The 16,235-nt window shown below is 68.4% G+C and carries 15 protein-coding genes; 9 read left to right on the top strand and 6 right to left on the bottom strand.

Features of this window, described 5'->3' with window-relative positions; translation table 11 throughout:
* Positions 1-4: 4 nt before the first annotated feature.
* The 4 genes from MMF96_RS10725 (at position 5) to MMF96_RS10710 (ending at position 5,746) form a co-directional block, all read left to right on the top strand.
* A complete protein-coding gene (locus MMF96_RS10725) occupies positions 5-1,411 on the top strand; it encodes a gamma-aminobutyraldehyde dehydrogenase (protein ID WP_256883539.1) in 1,407 nt (468 codons plus the stop codon).
* Between the two features lie 8 nt (positions 1,412-1,419).
* Positions 1,420-3,126: an amidohydrolase gene (locus tag MMF96_RS10720; RefSeq protein ID WP_256883538.1), complete on the top strand. Its 1,707-nt coding sequence runs from the start codon at positions 1,420-1,422 to the stop codon at positions 3,124-3,126.
* 29 nt (positions 3,127-3,155) lie between these two features.
* Positions 3,156-4,427, top strand: a complete 1,272-nt coding sequence (locus MMF96_RS10715; RefSeq protein ID WP_256883537.1) for a M20 family metallo-hydrolase — start codon at positions 3,156-3,158, stop codon at positions 4,425-4,427.
* 146 nt (positions 4,428-4,573) lie between these two features.
* Positions 4,574-5,746: a PLP-dependent aminotransferase family protein gene (locus MMF96_RS10710; RefSeq protein WP_256883536.1), complete on the top strand. Its 1,173-nt coding sequence runs from the start codon at positions 4,574-4,576 to the stop codon at positions 5,744-5,746.
* Positions 5,747-5,847: 101 nt separating this feature from the next.
* Here the strand turns inward: MMF96_RS10710 and MMF96_RS10705 are convergent, their stop codons facing one another.
* Positions 5,848-6,117: a WXG100 family type VII secretion target gene (locus MMF96_RS10705; RefSeq protein ID WP_176615571.1), complete on the bottom strand. Its 270-nt coding sequence runs from the start codon at positions 6,115-6,117 to the stop codon at positions 5,848-5,850.
* Between the two features lie 729 nt (positions 6,118-6,846).
* Here MMF96_RS10705 and MMF96_RS10700 point away from each other — a divergent pair.
* Complete coding sequence (locus MMF96_RS10700) at positions 6,847-8,694, top strand: hypothetical protein (RefSeq protein WP_256883535.1); 1,848 nt, start codon at positions 6,847-6,849, stop codon at positions 8,692-8,694.
* Positions 8,695-8,969: 275 nt separating this feature from the next.
* Positions 8,970-9,515: an isopentenyl-diphosphate Delta-isomerase gene (gene idi, locus MMF96_RS10695; protein WP_256883534.1), complete on the top strand. Its 546-nt coding sequence runs from the start codon at positions 8,970-8,972 to the stop codon at positions 9,513-9,515.
* Between the two features lie 39 nt (positions 9,516-9,554).
* Here idi and MMF96_RS10690 read toward each other — a convergent pair whose 3' ends face one another.
* From MMF96_RS10690 to MMF96_RS10675, 4 genes are read right to left on the bottom strand one after another with little or no spacing between them, the layout of a single operon-like run.
* A complete protein-coding gene (locus MMF96_RS10690; RefSeq protein ID WP_256883533.1) occupies positions 9,555-10,373 on the bottom strand; it encodes an SDR family NAD(P)-dependent oxidoreductase in 819 nt (272 codons plus the stop codon).
* Positions 10,374-10,414: 41 nt separating this feature from the next.
* Positions 10,415-11,116: a hypothetical protein gene (locus MMF96_RS10685; RefSeq protein WP_176616195.1), complete on the bottom strand. Its 702-nt coding sequence runs from the start codon at positions 11,114-11,116 to the stop codon at positions 10,415-10,417.
* A gap of 32 nt (positions 11,117-11,148) precedes the next feature.
* Positions 11,149-11,349: a DUF6186 family protein gene (locus MMF96_RS10680; protein WP_176616196.1), complete on the bottom strand. Its 201-nt coding sequence runs from the start codon at positions 11,347-11,349 to the stop codon at positions 11,149-11,151.
* Positions 11,346-12,098 carry a hypothetical protein gene (locus MMF96_RS10675; protein WP_256883532.1) on the bottom strand — a complete coding sequence of 251 codons (753 nt, stop codon included), beginning with the start codon at positions 12,096-12,098 and terminating at the stop codon, positions 11,346-11,348. Before MMF96_RS10675 ends, MMF96_RS10680 begins: the two co-directional genes overlap by 4 nt.
* Before the next feature lie 196 nt (positions 12,099-12,294).
* Between MMF96_RS10675 and MMF96_RS10670 the strand changes: the two genes are divergently transcribed.
* Positions 12,295-12,864: an NADPH-dependent FMN reductase gene (locus MMF96_RS10670; RefSeq protein ID WP_176616198.1), complete on the top strand. Its 570-nt coding sequence runs from the start codon at positions 12,295-12,297 to the stop codon at positions 12,862-12,864.
* Here the strand turns inward: MMF96_RS10670 and MMF96_RS10665 are convergent.
* Positions 12,854-13,564 (bottom strand): FadR/GntR family transcriptional regulator, encoded by a 711-nt coding sequence (locus MMF96_RS10665; RefSeq protein WP_176616199.1) that lies wholly within the window; start codon positions 13,562-13,564, stop codon positions 12,854-12,856. The two genes, MMF96_RS10670 and MMF96_RS10665, sit on opposite strands and share 11 nt — an antisense overlap.
* A gap of 159 nt (positions 13,565-13,723) precedes the next feature.
* Here MMF96_RS10665 and MMF96_RS10660 point away from each other — a divergent pair, with 159 nt between their 5' ends.
* Both MMF96_RS10660 and MMF96_RS10655 read left to right on the top strand, forming a co-directional pair.
* Positions 13,724-15,187 (top strand): four-carbon acid sugar kinase family protein, encoded by a 1,464-nt coding sequence (locus MMF96_RS10660; protein ID WP_256883531.1) that lies wholly within the window; start codon positions 13,724-13,726, stop codon positions 15,185-15,187.
* Positions 15,188-15,211: 24 nt separating this feature from the next.
* Positions 15,212-16,114 (top strand): NAD(P)-dependent oxidoreductase, encoded by a 903-nt coding sequence (locus MMF96_RS10655; RefSeq protein WP_256883530.1) that lies wholly within the window; start codon positions 15,212-15,214, stop codon positions 16,112-16,114.
* Positions 16,115-16,235: the final 121 nt, after the last annotated feature.

Raw genomic sequence — 16,235 nt, 5'->3', positions numbered from 1 at the left:
CCTCATGATCACGCTGAGCAACATCATCAACGGCCAGGCCATGGAGGCTGCCGAAACCCTGCCGTTCTTTGACCCCGCCACGGGGGAACAGATCGGCACGGCACCGGACAGCGACGCGGCCGCCGTCGACCTCGCCTTCCAGGCCGCAGCCCGCGCCTTCACCAGTTACAGGCGCACGACGCCGGCCGGGCGACAGGCGCTTCTCCTGCGTTTCGCGGACCTCATCGAGGCCAACGTGGACCGGCTCGTGGATGCCGAGGTGGCCTGCACCGGCAAACCCCGTGCCGCCACCCGCGAACTGGAGATTTTGCGCGGCGCCGACCAGCTGCGGTTCTTCGCCGGCGCCTGCCGCGTGGTCTCCGGCACCGCCTCCACCGAGTACGTCCAGGGATTCACGTCCACCATCCGGCGCGAGCCGCTCGGTGTGGTCGCCCAGATCACGCCCTGGAACTACCCTTTCATGATGGCCATCTGGAAGATCGCACCCGCCCTGGCCGCCGGCAACACACTGGTCCTCAAGCCGGCGGACACCACGCCCTGGTCAACGCTCATCCTGGGCGAGCTGGCGCAGGAAGTGTTCCCGCCCGGCGTCGTGAACATCGTTTGTGGCGGCCGGGACACCGGCGCCGCCATGGTGGACCACGAAATTCCCGAAATGGTCTCCATCACTGGCTCCACCCGCGCCGGCGCCCAGGTCATGTCCGCCGCGTCCGCTACGCTCAAGGACGTCCACCTGGAGCTTGGCGGGAAGGCCCCGGCCATCGTCTTCGCCGACGTCGACATTGAGCGCACCGCAGCCGAGATCGCGCTGGCAGGGTTCTTCAATGCCGGCCAGGACTGCACGGCCGTCACCCGCGTGCTGGTGGCCGAGCCCATCCACGCGGAATTCGCCGCCGCCCTTGCCGCGGCCGCCGACGCCCTCACGGTGGGCGGCGACGGAGCCGACCTCGGCCCGCTCAACAGTGCAGCGCAGCTGGAACGCGTCGAAGGCTTCATGTCCCGGCTGCCGGGGAACGCGCGGGTCCTGGCCGGCGGCAAGCGCACCGGCACCGGCTACCATTTCGCCCCCACGGTGATTGACGGCGTCGTCCAAGGTGACGAGGTGGTGTCCGAGGAAATCTTCGGCCCCGTGGTCACCGTGCAGCCCTTCACCACGGAGGACGAGGCAGTGGCCCTGGCGAACGGCACCAAGTACGCGCTGGCCTCCAGCGTCTGGTCGGAGAACCACGGGGTGGTCACCCGTGTCTCCAACGAGCTCGACTTTGGCTCCGTCTGGATCAACTGCCACCAGGTGATCCCGGCCGAGGCCCCCCACGGCGGCTTCAAGCACTCCGGCACCGGCAAGGACCTCTCCGTGTTCGGGCTCGAGGACTACACCCGCATCAAATCCGTCACCACCTCACACCGCTAGGCAGTCCCGTGAAACTCGATCTCCTGTTGCGCAACGCGAACATCATCACCATGGACGGCGAACGCCCCTTCGCCGGCTCCCTCGGCATCTGGCAGGGCATGGTCGTGGGCCTGGACGAGGACGTTGCCGGCATGGACGCCGCCACGGTCCTGGACCTGGAGGGCGCCACCGTCACCCCGGGCTTCATTGACGCCCACTGCCACACCATGTGGTTCGGCCTGGGGCTGGCCGAGCTCGATGTGTCCGGCGCCCATGGCCTTGCGGAACTGTATGCGCTGTTGGAAGGTGCCTCGTCCGGATCCACGCACTCGGATCCGGACGCCCCGGCAAACTGGCTCCTGGCCACCGGCTTTAGCCATCAGCAGCACTCCGGGGCATTTCCGGACATCCGGGAACTGGACCGCATCACAGGAGACCGGCCCTTGTTCATGCGGCACAACTCCGGCCACATGGCCGTGGTCAACACCGCCGCTCTCCGCCTGGCGGGTGCGCACGCGCCCTCGTACCGTGATCCCGACGGCGGCGTCATAGTCCGCGACGCCTCCGGCTGGCCCACGGGCCTGGTCCAGGAAACCGCCCAGACCCTGATTCAGGCACTGATCCTGCCGTACTCCATCGAGAACATGGAAGCCGCCCTTGACCGGGCGACACGCCACTACGCGTTCGAAGGCATCACCAGTTTCACGGAAGCAGGGGCGGGCGGCGGCTGGATTGGCCACAGCCCCGCCGAACTTGCGGCGTACCAGCGGGCCTCAGCCGCCGGCCGGCTGCACGCCCGCGCGCAGGTCATGCCGGTCCTCGACGTGCTCCACAGCCTGGACGGGCATCCCGACGACGGGGGGCAGTCCCTGCCGATGGGGCTCGACCTGGGCATCGCCAGCGGTTTCGGCGACAGCATGCTCTCGCTGGGCCCCGCCAAGGTATTTTTGGACGGATCGCTGATGGGCGAGACCGCCGCGGTCAGCGCGGAGTACTGCAGCCATGGTCACAGGGACAACGCGGGAAACGTCGGATATTTCCAGGCAAGTCCGGAGCAGCTGAAGGCGAAGATTGAGTCCGTGTACGCGGCGGGCTGGTCCATCGCGGCCCACGCCATTGGCGACAGGGCCGTGGACCTGGCCATTGACATCATCGGCACCTGCGATCTCAAGTACGGCCGGCACGCCATGCCGAACCGCATCGAGCATGCTTCCCTGACGCGACCCGACCAGTTGGGACGGATGGCGGCGGCCGGCATCGCGGTCACGCCCCAGGCCAGCTTCTTCCACGACGGCGGGGACGGCATGACCGACTCCCTCGGACCCGAGCGCCTGCCCTGGGCCTACCGCGCGACATCGTTCCTGGCCGCGGGCGTCACCCTCGCCGGCAGCTCGGACCGTCCTGTAGCCAACGGAAATGTCCTGCGCGGCATGCAGGCCTTCGTTGACAGGAAAACCGCCTCCGGAGCAGTATTCGGCAACCCCGACGAACGGCTGACGCCCCATCAGGCGCTGGCCGCGTATACGACGGGTGCCGCGCGGGCGACCGGCACGGAGTCCGTCAAGGGTTCCCTTTCAGCCGGGAAGCTTGCGGACTTCACGGTGCTTTCCGGTTCCCCGCTCACGGCAGGGGACATCGGGGAATTGCGCGTGCTGGCCACCGCCGTCGGCGGCCGGTTCAGCCACAACACCCTCCCGGCGCGCAGCCCCGTGCCGGCAATTGCCGCCCTCCCCTAACGTTGCCACCACCACCCCAAGGGACAATCATGACTTCACAAACAAGCTTCTCCGGCCAGGACACCGCCTTTGTCGAGGACTTCCGCACCATGAGCACTTTCGGTGCGACGGCGAATGGCGGCGTGGACCGCCAGGCCGCCAGCACTGCCGACGGCGAACAGCGCCGCTGGCTCACCGGATTGCTCCAGGAACACGGGTTCACGGTCAAATTCGACCGGGCCGGCAACCAGTGGGGGCTCCACGAGGCCGTGCCCGGCGCACCGTACGTCGTGGTGGGCTCGCACATGGACTCCCAGCCGACCGCCGGCCGCTATGACGGCGCGTATGGCGTCCTTGCCGCGGCGCACGCCGCGTTCCGCCTCAAGGCCGGGTGGAGCGATGCCGGTGCGGTGGCACCCAAGTACAACATCGCCGTCGTCAATTGGTTCAATGAGGAAGGTTCCCGCTTCAAGCCCTCCATGATGGGCTCGTCAGTCTATACGGGCAAGCTGGAGCTTGACACGGCACTTTCGACGACGGACGCCGCCGGGATTTCCGTCCGCGAGGCCCTGGACGCGATTGGCTGCCGCGGCGACTTTGCCGGCCCGGAGGCCGCCTGTTGCGCCGAGATCCACATCGAGCAGGGCCGCAGCATGGAGCGTGACGGCGTCACGATTGGGCTGGTGTCCTCCAACTGGGCCGCGAACAAATACGAGTTCGTGGTCCATGGCGAGCAGGCGCACACCGGCTCCACGGTGATCGAGGACCGCAAGGATGCACTGCTCGGGGCGTCCATGCTGGTCGTGGCGGCCCGCGAGCTGGCCAACCGCTTCCCCGGCGTGCTGCACACCTCCGTGGGACAGCTGAACGTCTACCCGAACTCGCCCGTGGTGGTGCCCTCCCGCGTGAACCTGCTGCTGGACCTGCGCAGCGCCGACGAGTCCGTCCTGGCCGAAGCCGACACGCTGCTGCACCGGCGCATTGCGGAGATCGAGTCCCTGGCGAACGTTTCCGTTGAACAACACCATGCGCATTCCTGGCCCGTGACCCCTTACCCGCGCGAAGGCGTGGAACTCGCGGCCAAGGTCGCCGCGGACTTGGGCCTGTCCAACAAGTCCGTCATGACCGTCGCCGGCCACGACTCAACGAACATGAAGGACCTGGTGCCCACCGTGATGCTCTTTGTTCCCAGCGTCGAAGGGATCTCCCACAACGAGCACGAATACACCACGGATGAAGACATCGTGGCCGGGCTGGCCATGCTCACCGAGGTCGCCAACAGCCTCTGCCAGGGCGCCCTCGAACCGGCCGGCACACGGTAAGGGGGGCCATGATGTCATCCCCGGTCGTGGGCACAGCGACATATGCCGGCGCGGCGATGGGCCACACAAGTTTCCTGGCCGACTGCGCCACCGGCACTCTGTCCACGGACGTTGCGGAAATATTTGCGGCAGCCGCCCGGCCCGGCGTGATCTCCCTTGCCGGCGGCAATCCGGATCTCACTTCCTTGCCCCTGACAGCTTTGGGGAAGTCCGCCCAAGCCATCATTGCCCAAACAGGGCAGAGCGCACTGCAATATGGTGCAGGGCAAGGGACCGAAGAACTGCGGACCCAGATCTGCGCGCTCATGGCCATGGAAGGAATCATTGATGCTTCTCCCGACAACGTCGCTGTCACCATCGGTTCCCAGTCCGCACTCGACACCATCACCAAAATTCTGTGCAACCCCGGAGACACCATCTTGACGGACGAGGCGACCTACATGGGGGCGCTCGGCACCTTTTCCGGTTACCAGACTGATGTCCAACCGGTCAGGACCGATGGCGACGGGCTGATCCCGGAGGAACTCGAACTGCGTATCCGCGCCTTGCAGGACGCCGGCAAACGCATCAAATTTCTCTACATCATTCCCAACTTCAACAACCCGACGGGCATTACCCTGGCCGCCCGACGGCGTGACCGCGTTGCGCAGATCTGCCGGGCAGCCAACATATTCGTCGTGGAAGACAACCCTTACGGCTTGCTCCGCTTTGGCGGGGAAAGGCTGCCGGCGCTCCGCGCGACGAACCGGAGGGGTGTCATCTATCTTGGTTCGTTCTCGAAGATTTTCTCTCCAGGGCTCAGAATAGGGTGGGCCCTGCTACCCCCGCCACTGGTGCAGAAGTTCCTGATCCTTGGCGGATCCAGCACCTTGTGCCCGCCCGCGCTCAACCAGATGCTGGTCTCAGCCTATCTGCGCGACTTCGACTGGCAGGCCCACCTCGCGGCCGCCGTCGCCACCTACCAGCTGCGGCGGGATGCCATGCTTGCCGCCCTGGATAGGTGCATGCCGGCGGAGGTCACCTGGACCAAGCCCGAAGGGGGCTTCTTCATCTGGCTTACCCTGCCCAAGTCAATCGACACCCATGCCCTCGTCCACCGGGCCCTCGATGACAATGTTGCCTTCTTCCACGGCGCCGCCTTCTTGCCGGTCCCCCAGCGGTCGAACCAGCTGCGCCTGGCCTTCAGCGCCATACCGGCCGAGACGATCGCGGTCGGCGTCCAAAGGCTGTCACGGGTAATTTGCGACGCCATCGGCATGGCGGGTGGGAACGCCGCGCAGCCGGCCCGGGACGCGGGGACCGATCCGGACGAGCCGTAGCACCCGCCCTGGCCGGCCCGCACCGCGAAGCAACCCGGCGGAGGCCGGGCAGGCATCAGGCCCGGTGCGGGATGCACCGGGCCTGCACACCACCGCTCGTATCAGTGTGCGGAGGTCTGGATCTGCTGCTGGCGCTGCTTGTTCACATTCTGCTGCACTTCCTGCAGGCTGTGGGCCACCTTGGTCAGCTGCGTCTTGTACGTCGGCCAGTCCGTGTGCTTGAAACGGTCAGCATCCGGACCCTGCCACTGCACGGAATTCGCCTTGCCATCCAGCGAACTGGTCAGCTGCTGGATCTGGTCCACCGCATGCCCCAGCTTGCCCGCCAGGTCCGCCATGTCCTCCGGGTTGTTACCAATCAAACCAGCCACAATGCACTTCCTCTTCTTTCAGTGTTCTTCGGTTCAGCTCCCCGTGCGTCGGTGGAGCCGTTGCTAAAAAACTATCGCGGCCCGTCCGCCGGCGTCGATGGGGCCCGCTCCCCATGCAGGACTCCCCATGCACAAGTACCCATGGCACCGCACGAACGGCGCCCGGAAACCCGAACGGAACGGACGGTGCCGAACACCGGGGCTGCACCCGGCGCCACCGGGGTTACGCCCGGCATGGCAGCCGCGTAGGGTGAATGAATCAAGGTTGCCGACGCACCTGATAACGGGCTCTGATGCGGCAGCCTCCCGTCAGGAAGGACCTGTAGTCATGGACCAGAACAGCACTTCATCGATTCCGGACCCCGAACCGTCCAGGCCAGGCGAACCCGGGCCCTGGGTGCCTCCCATGCCACCCGACCCGACGATGCCACCTGACCCGACGCAGCCCCCGGACCCCACCCGGCCGCCGGACCCCACCCGGCCACCGGACCCTGCCGAGCCCCCTCCCCCGCCGTTCCCGCCGGACCCTCTGGACCCGCCCCATCCGGATGCGCCCAGGCCTCCCCTGCCGCCGGCCCCGCCGTTCGGCACGCCGGGAAGGGTCGTTTAAGGTCCTGGCAGGGATCACGGTCACCGCGGCAACGCGCCCCACCGCTGCCACGGAGCCGCACCACGGTAATGTGGCTGACACGGCGGCGAGGCCGGTGGACTGCGGCGAAGGGAGGCGACATGCCTGCACGGAAAAAGCAGCGCAGGCATGGCCCGGCCACCGTCCCCGAAACACCCGCCAGCCGCGCACCCGTCCACCACCTGCCCGGCGCCGCCGTGGCCGAACTGCTGGCCAGTCCAACACGGACCAGGCCCGCCGTCGTCGTCAGTTTCACAGCCGGCACCGGCAGCCACCGGATCAACGCCGCCGCCCTGGCAGCACTCCTGGACGGCGAGGCTGACGTGTTCGAGTTGGAAAACGGCAGTGAAACGCGCCGGCTGCAGGACGGACTGCCCCCGGGCCTGGAGATTTACGGTTCCGGTGCACGGGCCTACCCGGCGGGGCCCGACTGGCCGGAAGCAACGCCTGAACCGCGGCTGGTCCACCGCCTCACCAACTTGTCACGGCTGATGGAGGCCCTGGCCGCGGACGTCCGTACGGGCGCCCGGCGCACCCAATCCGCGGCACCCCCGCCTCCGAAACCCGCACCAACCACGGCCACCGGCACGGTGGGCGGGTTCACCGGCGAAGACAACAGCCGCGCGCTGGTCAGGCTGGTCACCACGGGCCGGCAGGTCACCATCCGTGCCGAGGACCTGCTGCCCGGCGTGCCGTTGGACTGGCTGCTCACGCGGGGCCAGCAGGTCACCGGGTTCCTCGATGCGGAGGCCCGCACGCTGGACATCCACGCCCTGCTGCAGCGGCCGGCCTCTCCCGTCACGGTGTACCGCCCCGGCGACGTTGCCCTGGCCCGGGTCAAGGCGGCCTACGCCGGGCACGCCGTGGTGACCCTGTGGCCCGACGCCGACTTCCGGATCGGCATCGCCCGGATCTCCTCCAACGAGCTCGACGCCGCGGAGGACCTGCTCACCGAAGGGGAAGTGGTGCGCGTCCGGGTGCTCTACGAAAACGGCGCCGTGGTGCTGTCCATGCTGGACGTGGACGACGACGACCCCCACGTCCCGGCCCCATCCCTCGTTGCGGGCGGGCCGCCCTGGCTCGACCCGGACCGGCCGTACACCAGTATTTTTGCCCCTCCCGGCGCTGCCGCGGCCGCCGGAACGCATGCCGGGGCACCCGGCGGGGCCGGCGAAACGGGAGACGGGCACGCACGCCCGGCGGCCGGCGTCGGCCCTCCCGGGAAGGGGCCCGCACTTACGGCCTCGGAGCGGCGCACGGCCCTGAAATCGACACAGATGGAGCTGGAGGCCGCACGGCACACCATCGCCGAGCTCTCTGCGGATGCCACGAAGAGGGGCGCGACGGACAAGCTCGCCAGGATGTGGCAGGACCGCTATGACGACGAACGCCGCCGGGCCGACCACGAGGCCCGGCTCCGCAGCGACGTCATCCGGCAGCTCGAGTCCCTGAAAGCCGAGCTGGCCAAGACGAAGACCCAGCTGGTGGGGGCGAAGAAGTTGCGGAGGTCGGCCTCCTCCAAGTCGGAACCCGAGCCGCCGGACCTGTTCGGCGAACCCGTGGAGCAGTTCCGCTTTGACCTCTACACCGAATGGGCGCGGACGGTTCCCGCCGTGGACAAGGACCGTGAGCCGCTGGGCGCGTACTCCGTGGGACCCTACTTTTTGGAGTCGCTTGCGGCATTGCCGGCGCCGCAGCGGACCAAGGCCCTGCGGGCGGTGGTGGACCTGGTGGCCAACCGCGAGGGGCCGCTGCGCAACCGGAAGCCGCATGTCCTGCGCGAAAACGAGGGCGCCCATGCACCGGCCCGCATGCGCGGGGAGGATGTGTGCTGGCGGCTGTACGTGGAGCAGGGCACGGCCGCTGCGCTGCGGCTGCACTACTGGAAGCTGAAGTCCGGCGGCTTCGAGCTCCACGAAGTTGTGCCGCACGACGCCGTGAAGCCTTAATGCCTGTCCGTGCCTATCCGGTTTGTTGAGGGTTCGGACCGGAATCGTTGCCGGCACGGGGTGGCCGGTGGCCTCTGCGGCCACAGGGGAATTCGATGGTTCAGCAAATGCGGGTTGGCGGCCCCACAGCACGCTTTATCTGCACCGCCGAATTTTGAAATCGGTCCCGGGGGACATCGTCGCTGAAAGCAGCCGCCCCGGACCGGCGTGCAGGGTGCCCCACCCCGCCGGCAAGCCATAAGCTGGTGGGACACCGTCGGAAAGGACGCCCTGCCATGTCTCCACCCCTTGAACTGGTCCGGCTGCTGGACGACGACGGCTCCGAGATCGGCACGGCGGACAAGTCGCTGGTGCACGGCGACAACACCCCGCTGCACTTGGCCTTCTCCTGCCACCTGATGGACGGCACCGGGCGGACCCTGCTCACCCGCCGGGCGCTCTCGAAGCTGACCTGGCCCGGGGTCTGGACGAACTCGTTTTGCGGGCACCCGGCCCCTGGCGAAACGCTGGAGGACGCTGTGCGGCGGCGGGCCGGCGTCGAACTCAACCTTGAGGTCACCGACATCCGCCTGGCCCTGCCGCACTTCCGCTACCGGGCCGTGGATGCCTCGGGCATTGTGGAAAACGAGATCTGCCCCGTCTTTACCGCCGTCTACACAGGCGACGGCGGGCTCTCACCCAATCGCGATGAGGTGTGCGACTGGTCGTGGGCGGACGTCGGGGATGTGGCGGAGGCGGTGGAGGCCGTGCCGTTCGTGTTCAGCCCGTGGCTGGTGCGCCAGCTCGCGGACGGGATCTACGACGGCGTTCTGCCCGGCTGAGCTGTTGCCGCCAGCCCAGCTTCCGGGACAGCGCGGCGGTCAGCCGGCCACCATCGCAGCGCTTTGCTCCCACAGGCCCAGGGCCAGGTCCGCGCGGTAGGCCAGCGGGTTGGCCCGGGCCACCTTGCGCCGGGAGAAGAACTCGCCGGGCGTCCAGTCCTCGCCCGGGACGGAGGTGGCCAGCCAGACCAGCGTGTCCGCTCCCTGCGCGGGCGAGAGCATGAAGCGCCGGGCCAGGCTGCCATACGCCAGCTTGACCACACCGTTCGATTCCGCCGAGAATCCGCTCGCCACCACGCCTGGGTGGAAGGCCGCGGCGGAAATGCCATGGTCGCCGTAGCGGCGCTGCAGTTCACGGGTGAAGAGGATGTTGGCCAGTTTGGCGTTGCCGTAGGCGGCGTTCGCCGAGTATTTTTTCGCCGCGTCAAGGTCGTTGATGTCAAACTTCGCCATGAACCGGTTGGCCATGCTGGAGGTGTTGATGACGGTGGCCCTGCTCGCGACAAGCTGCTCGACCAGCAGCGTGGTCAGCAGGAAGGGGGCCAGGTGGTTGACCTGGAACGTCTTCTCGTGTCCGTCCTTGGTCACCTCGCGGCCGGCCATGATGCCCCCGGCGTTGTTGGCCAGCACGTCGATGCGCGGGTACTTTTCTGCCAGCCCGGCCGCCAGTTCCCGCACCTGGCCCAAATCGGTGAAGTCCGTGATGAAGCTGTCCGCCTCCAGCTCGTCGGCAATGGCCTTCGTCTTGTGCGGCGACCGGCCCACCACCACCAGCTGGTCCCCTGGATACGCCAGCATCTTCGCGGCGGCCGCACCAATGCCGTCGCTTGCCCCGGTGATTACGATTGTGCGTGCCATGGCCCGTCCTTAGAAAGTTGCTTCAGCATACCGCCGGGGAGTCAGTTGGAGCGGTTGATCATGCGGGCCACTTTTTGTTCGAGCGCCGCCAGCGTCACGTCCGGCAGCACGATGATCCCGTCCAGTTCCTTGCGGGCCCGCTTAAAGGCCGACTGCCGCTCGGCCGGGCTGGCAGCCTCATTCTCGGCAAGGTTCACGAGCTTGCGCGCCGTGCCCAGGCGTTGGCGCTCCGGCTCGCTGTACGCGGTGTCCTTGATGCGCCGGGCTTCCTTTTCCGCCACGTCGAAAGCCACATCGTAGGCGTTGACGGCGTTGCGGTAGTCGTCCCACCGGGTCTTGGCGGTGACCTCGGCCGCGGCCACGGGGCGGAGCGCATCGGCGTCGCGCTTGGCCCGCAGGAACGCCACGGTGAGGGGTTCGCGGACGTCGGTCATCATGGGGAAGTCGATCAGCTTGCCCACATCGAGCTCGTAGTCGAGCCAGCGGCGGTTGACGGCGTCGTGGGCGTCCATGACCTTGGCGACGTCGGCCTCGGTGAAGGCCTCCGGGTCCTTGGCGAGCGTGACCTGCGGAAGCGGTGGCAGCGCGGCGGCCTCGGGGTGTTTGAGCCTGTACATTTCCATGCGCCGCTCGTGGCGTCGGTCGGAAGCCTTCGACACGGCCCGGCCCCAGCCGCCCACGATGCCTGCCAGGGGGAACGCCAGCCACCAGAAGTTGCCCACGAAGTGCCAAAAATCCTGCATGCCCCCATCGTCCCACCCGCCACAGCTGCGGGCTAATCCCCCACGAGGAAATGCCAGCCCAGCCACCACACGAACAGCAGCAGCGTGATGCGCGCGGCCCGTGTCGCAAACACCCGTCCCAGCAGCTCCCCCAGGCCGGCGAGCGCCGCCGGCCGCACGCGCGAGACCACCACCAGCGTGATCCCCGCCAGCGGCACCAGCGCGTACCCCGCCACCACCAGCACGTAAATCATGGCCGCCGCCCCACCCGCACCAGCGCGCCGCACGCCACCAGCCACAGCCCGGTCATGAACCAGCGGCTGGAATCGCCGTCGAACAACGGTTGCAGCAGGTCCGTCAGGGGCGGAAACACGGCCGTGTCCGCCGGGGCAAACCGGTCGATGAAGTAGGTGCCCATTTCCCACACACACAGCAGAAGTACGACGGCGCCCCACCAGCAGGCGGCCCGCCTCACCCGGGGTGCGGGGTGCCCGGGCGCCGCGGGATTTCCAGGCGCAGCCCCGGGGGTCCGGGGCGGGTCGGGCCAGGCCACAAGAAGCATGGCGGCCCCGACGAGCCCCACAACCGCGGGTATGCCCGTGCTGTTTTCCGGGGCTAGGACCACCACGGCCAGTGACAGCGCCCCGACGGCAGCGGCCACCGCTGGCCAGAACCATCGCGGCAGCAGCCGTACTGCGGGCTCCCCCGCCGGGTGCTGCCGGCCGTGCGGGGTGTGCCGGCCGTGCCGGGTGATCCTGGAGTGCCGCATGGATGTGTCGACCGCCAGGGCAACCCCTGCGGCGAGGAAGATCGCTGCGTCGACGGGCACCCCGCGGTACAGGTGGAACGCGCCGGTGATGAACAGGATGGCCACCCAGGGCAGCGACAGCCACGGCGACGGACGGGCCGCCGTGCCGGGCACGGGTTGCGCCGCGCCGGCCGGGCCCACACCGTCCGGGCGCCCGGCACCTGCGGACCTGCCCTTGTGCACGCTTCCAGCCATGTTCCCAGTCCACCACCAGCGCGCTCCCAGCGCCAGCGAAAGGCGGGATGGTGGCGGGGCCGGGCACCCGGCGTGGTACGCCCCGGCACAGCTCCCGCTACACGCCGCGGACCGGGCGGCGGACCGTGGACGCCGCAGCCATCGCAGGCTTAGGGTGGGACCGGCAGCTTCAGTCAAGCCTCGAAGGAGTACCAACATGAGCTACAAAGTGGGAGTTTTTGTCGGCAGCCTGGCCTCGGAGTCCATAAACCGCAAGCTGGCACGTGCCCTGCTCAAGCTTGCACCGCCCGAGCTTGAACTGGTGGAGATCCCCATCGGCGACCTCCCCTTGTACAACCGCGACTACGACGCCGACTATCCCCCGGCCGGGCGAGCGTTCAAGGAAGCGGTGGCTGCCGTCGACGCCCTGATCTTTGTGACACCGGAATACAACCGCAGTGTGCCCGGCGTGCTCAAGAACGCCATCGACTGGGGTTCGCGGCCCTGGGGCACCAATTCCTTCGCGAAGAAGCCCTCCGCCGTGACCGGCACCTCGCCGGGCCTGATCAGCACGGCCGTGGCCCAGCAGCACCTGCGCAGCATCCTCTCCTTCGTCAACTCACCCGAGCTGGCCAACCCGGAGTGCTACATCCACTTCACCGAGGGGCTCATCGACAGCGACGGCAACGTCTCGGAACCGTCCACGGAGGAGTTCCTGCGCACCTGGATGCAGGAATTCCACCTGTTCATCGCCAAGGTGGTGGGTGCGCAGAACATCACGATTTAGGTGCCTGCAGGACATAGCCCTTCAGATCATCCAAGGTCTGCACCATGTGATTGTCCATGGCCACGCGGGCCGGTTCCGGCCGGCCCGCGGTAAGCGCCGCGAGGATGGCCGCGTGCATGGCAATCGCGTTTGCCTGGATCTCCGGGACCCGCGACGTTTCAGCACGGCGGTTTTCCAGGATGCGGTGCAGCGGCTCGAAAAGCACCGACACGAAGATGTTGCCCGAGGCGTGCAGGATGATGTCGTGAAAGGCCAGGTCCGATTCCACAAAGGCGGGCACGTCGTTGGCCGCGTGGGCCGTCCGCATCCGTTCCAGCTCGCCGGCCAGCCGTTTGAGGTCGTCCCCGGAGATGCGGGTGGCCGCCAGTTCACAGGCGCCCGTCTCCAGCATGCGCCGCAGTTCGATGAGCTGGATGGCCACGGCGGCGTCATCCCTGCCTTCGGAGACGGCCCGGAGCACGGCATGCAATGACCCCCAGGTGCCCAGGGGGTTGACGAACGTCCCCCGGCCCCGTTCCACCCGGAGAATGCGCTGGGCCTCGAGCGTCTTCATTGCCTCCCGCACGGTCATCCGGCTCACCTCGTGCTGCGCACCCAGTTCCAGCTCGCCCGGCACCAGCGAGCCGGGCGGGAATTCACCGGCCACAATCCGGTCCAGCAAATCATCCGCCACCACCTCGGTCAGCGACTTGCGCGCCATGCCATCCCCTTCCCCGGGTCCTTCAGGCTTTAGTTTAAGGTCCGGCACCACTGCCGCCGGGGCCCGCTTGCACATCCGCTGTGCCCCGTGCCACAATAACACTCGAATGTTAGATGTCAGACATCTTACAAAACGCAGACCACAAAGAGGTGTGAAGAAATGGTCCTTGAATCCGAGCTGCTGGGCGCGTACCCCGCCGAGGTCAGCGTCCCGGCCGGCCTGGTGGCTGCCGGGGCCGCCGCGTCCAACCGGGTGCTGATCGTGCTCGACGACGACCCCACCGGAACACAGTCCGTGGCCGGGCTGCCGGTGCTGACGCGCTGGGACGTGGCGGACTTTGACTGGGTGTTCAGGCACCTGATCGACGGCGCCGCCGCCAAAGCCGTCTACGTCCTGACCAACACCCGCAGCCTGGACCCCGCCGAGGCCCGCGAGCGGAACCGGCAGGTCGTGGTCAATGCGCTGGCCGCAGCCCGCACGGCCGGAGTGTCCGTGGGATTCACCAGCCGCAGCGATTCCACCCTTCGCGGGCACTTCCCCCTGGAACCGGACACGATTGCCGAAACCCTCGCCGCGGAAGGCGGCGGCGAGGTGGACGGGGTGGTCATTGTCCCGGCGTTCCCCGACGCCGGCCGCATCACGGTGGGGGGCGTCCACTACACCCGCGGCCAGGCGGGGACACTGGTCCCGGTGGCCGAGACCGAATTCGCCCGGGACGCCACCTTCGGCTTCACCCATTCCGCCCTGGCGGACTATGTGGAGGAGAAATCCGGCGGCCGCATCCCCGCCTCCCGCGTCACCACCGTGGACCTCACGCTGATCCGGCGCGGCACCCCGGAAGCAGGCGCCACCGCGATCGCCGATGCCCTGGACGCCGCCACCGGCGCCACACCCATCGTGGTGGACGCCGTCACCGAAAACGACCTGCGCGTCCTGGCCCTGGGCCTGGAGGAATCCGAACGCCGCGGCAAGTCGCTGGTGTACCGCGTGGGCCCGCCGTTCGTGCGCGCCCGGATCGGCCAGGAAATACGCGAACCCCTGTCCACTGCCGAGATCTTCCCTGCCGGCGGCGCCCCCGGCTCCGCACGCGGCGGGCTGATCGTGGTCGGCTCCCACGTCGGCGTCACCACCCGCCAGCTCAAGGCCCTGACGGATGCCCACCGTGCGGCATGCACCGTTGAGATCGATGTGGAAAGGCTGCTGGCCGACGGCGGCGGCACCCACGTCGCCGCCGTCGTCCGGGACGTTGTGGCCGCCCTGGCGACGGGCGACGTCATCGTGCACACCAGCCGCCTGCTCATCACGGCCGACGACCCCGCGGCGAGCCTGCAGATTGCGCGCACCGTCTCGGCCGCCGTCGTCGAGGTGGTCAACCGCACGCTGCAGGCCACGCCCCCGCGCTTCGTCATCGCCAAGGGCGGCATCACGTCCTCGGACGTGGCGGCGCACGGGCTTCAAATCCGCCATGCCATTGTGCGCGGCCCCATGCTGCCGGGCATCGTGTCCCTGTGGGAACCGGTGGACGGGCCGGCCAAGGGCATCCCGTACATAGTGTTTGCCGGCAATGTGGGCGACGACCAGTCCCTGGCCGACGTCACGCGCAAGCTCAGCGCCACGTTCTGAATCCAGTCCCTGAAGGAGACCACCATGAATGCCAACTACACCGTCGCCGTCCTGGGCCTGGGTGCCATGGGCCTGCCCATGGCCACGCGCCTGGCCTCGCGGCTGTCCGTCCACGGCTATGACATTGCCGAACCGCGGCTCAAGCTCGCCTCCGCGGCTGGGATTGCGACCTTTGGTTCCGCCCGGGCCGCCGCGCAGGGCGCTGATGCGCTCCTGCTGGCCGTGCGCAACGGCGAGCAGCTCAACGAGGTCCTCTTTGGCGATGCCGGCGTGGCGCCCGTCCTGGCCCGCGGATCGGTCGTCATCCTCACCAGCACCGTCGGCACCGAGGCCATCCCGGCCACGGTGGAGCGGCTGGCCGAAAACGGCGTGGAACTGGTGGATGCACCGCTGTCCGGCGGGCCAGTCCGCGCCGGCGACGGCGATCTGCTGATCGTGGTGGGCGCCACGCCTTCGGCCCGGGAACAGGCGGCCCCGGTCCTGGACCTGCTGGCCTCCACGCTCTCGATCGTGGGCGACAACCCCGGCGACGGACAGGCCCTGAAAACCGTCAACCAGCTGTTGTGCGGCGTCCACATTGCCGCAGCTGCCGAAGCCCTGGCCCTGGCCGACGCCCTGGGGCTCGATGCGGCCAAGACACTCTCCGCGCTCGAGGCCGGGGCGGCGGGCTCCTTCATGCTCTCCAACCGCGGCCCGCGCATCCTTCAGGCCTACGCCGACGGCGGCGCGGACGTGCTCAGCCGCCTGGACATCTTCGTCAAGGACATGGGAATTGTTGGCAAGGCGGCGCGTGCGGCCGGCCTCGCGGCGCCCGTGGCCGCCGCAGCCGAGCAGCTCTACCTGCTGGGCCAGGCCCAGGGCCTGGCCGCTGCGGACGATTCCGCCGTGATCAAGGTTGTTGCCCCGGCCCGGCGCCACGCCGGCTAACCCTGGCAACAATTCTGCGCCGGACCCGCCGCGGGTTTGGCGCATAAGCCGGGGCCGCTTTCCTTATGCGCCGGACCCGCCGCGGGTTTCGCGCCAGTGGACAAGATGCGCCAAACCCGGG

Source organism: Arthrobacter sp. STN4 (genome assembly GCF_024539665.1).
Lineage (GTDB): Bacteria > Actinomycetota > Actinomycetes > Actinomycetales > Micrococcaceae > Specibacter.
The sequence above is the reverse complement of the archived record's forward strand: the minus strand, read 5'-3'. Positions and strand labels throughout refer to the sequence as shown.

Bases quoted from the DNA above. Each gene is read 5' to 3' on its own strand.
- MMF96_RS10690 (WP_256883533.1), bottom strand. From the start codon at position 10,373: ATGGCACGCACAATCGTAATCACCGGGGCAAGCGACGGCATTGGTGCG.
- idi (WP_256883534.1), top strand. From the start codon at position 8,970: ATGTCTCCACCCCTTGAACTGGTCCGGCTGCTGGACGACGACGGCTCC.
- MMF96_RS10725 (WP_256883539.1), top strand. From the start codon at position 5: ATGATCACGCTGAGCAACATCATCAACGGCCAGGCCATGGAGGCTGCC.
- MMF96_RS10670 (WP_176616198.1), top strand. From the start codon at position 12,295: ATGAGCTACAAAGTGGGAGTTTTTGTCGGCAGCCTGGCCTCGGAGTCC.
- MMF96_RS10665 (WP_176616199.1), bottom strand. From the start codon at position 13,564: ATGGCGCGCAAGTCGCTGACCGAGGTGGTGGCGGATGATTTGCTGGAC.
- MMF96_RS10660 (WP_256883531.1), top strand. From the start codon at position 13,724: ATGGTCCTTGAATCCGAGCTGCTGGGCGCGTACCCCGCCGAGGTCAGC.
- MMF96_RS10715 (WP_256883537.1), top strand. From the start codon at position 3,156: ATGACTTCACAAACAAGCTTCTCCGGCCAGGACACCGCCTTTGTCGAG.
- MMF96_RS10685 (WP_176616195.1), bottom strand. From the start codon at position 11,116: ATGCAGGATTTTTGGCACTTCGTGGGCAACTTCTGGTGGCTGGCGTTC.
- MMF96_RS10655 (WP_256883530.1), top strand. From the start codon at position 15,212: ATGAATGCCAACTACACCGTCGCCGTCCTGGGCCTGGGTGCCATGGGC.
- MMF96_RS10680 (WP_176616196.1), bottom strand. From the start codon at position 11,349: ATGATTTACGTGCTGGTGGTGGCGGGGTACGCGCTGGTGCCGCTGGCG.
- MMF96_RS10675 (WP_256883532.1), bottom strand. From the start codon at position 12,098: ATGGCTGGAAGCGTGCACAAGGGCAGGTCCGCAGGTGCCGGGCGCCCG.
- MMF96_RS10700 (WP_256883535.1), top strand. From the start codon at position 6,847: ATGCCTGCACGGAAAAAGCAGCGCAGGCATGGCCCGGCCACCGTCCCC.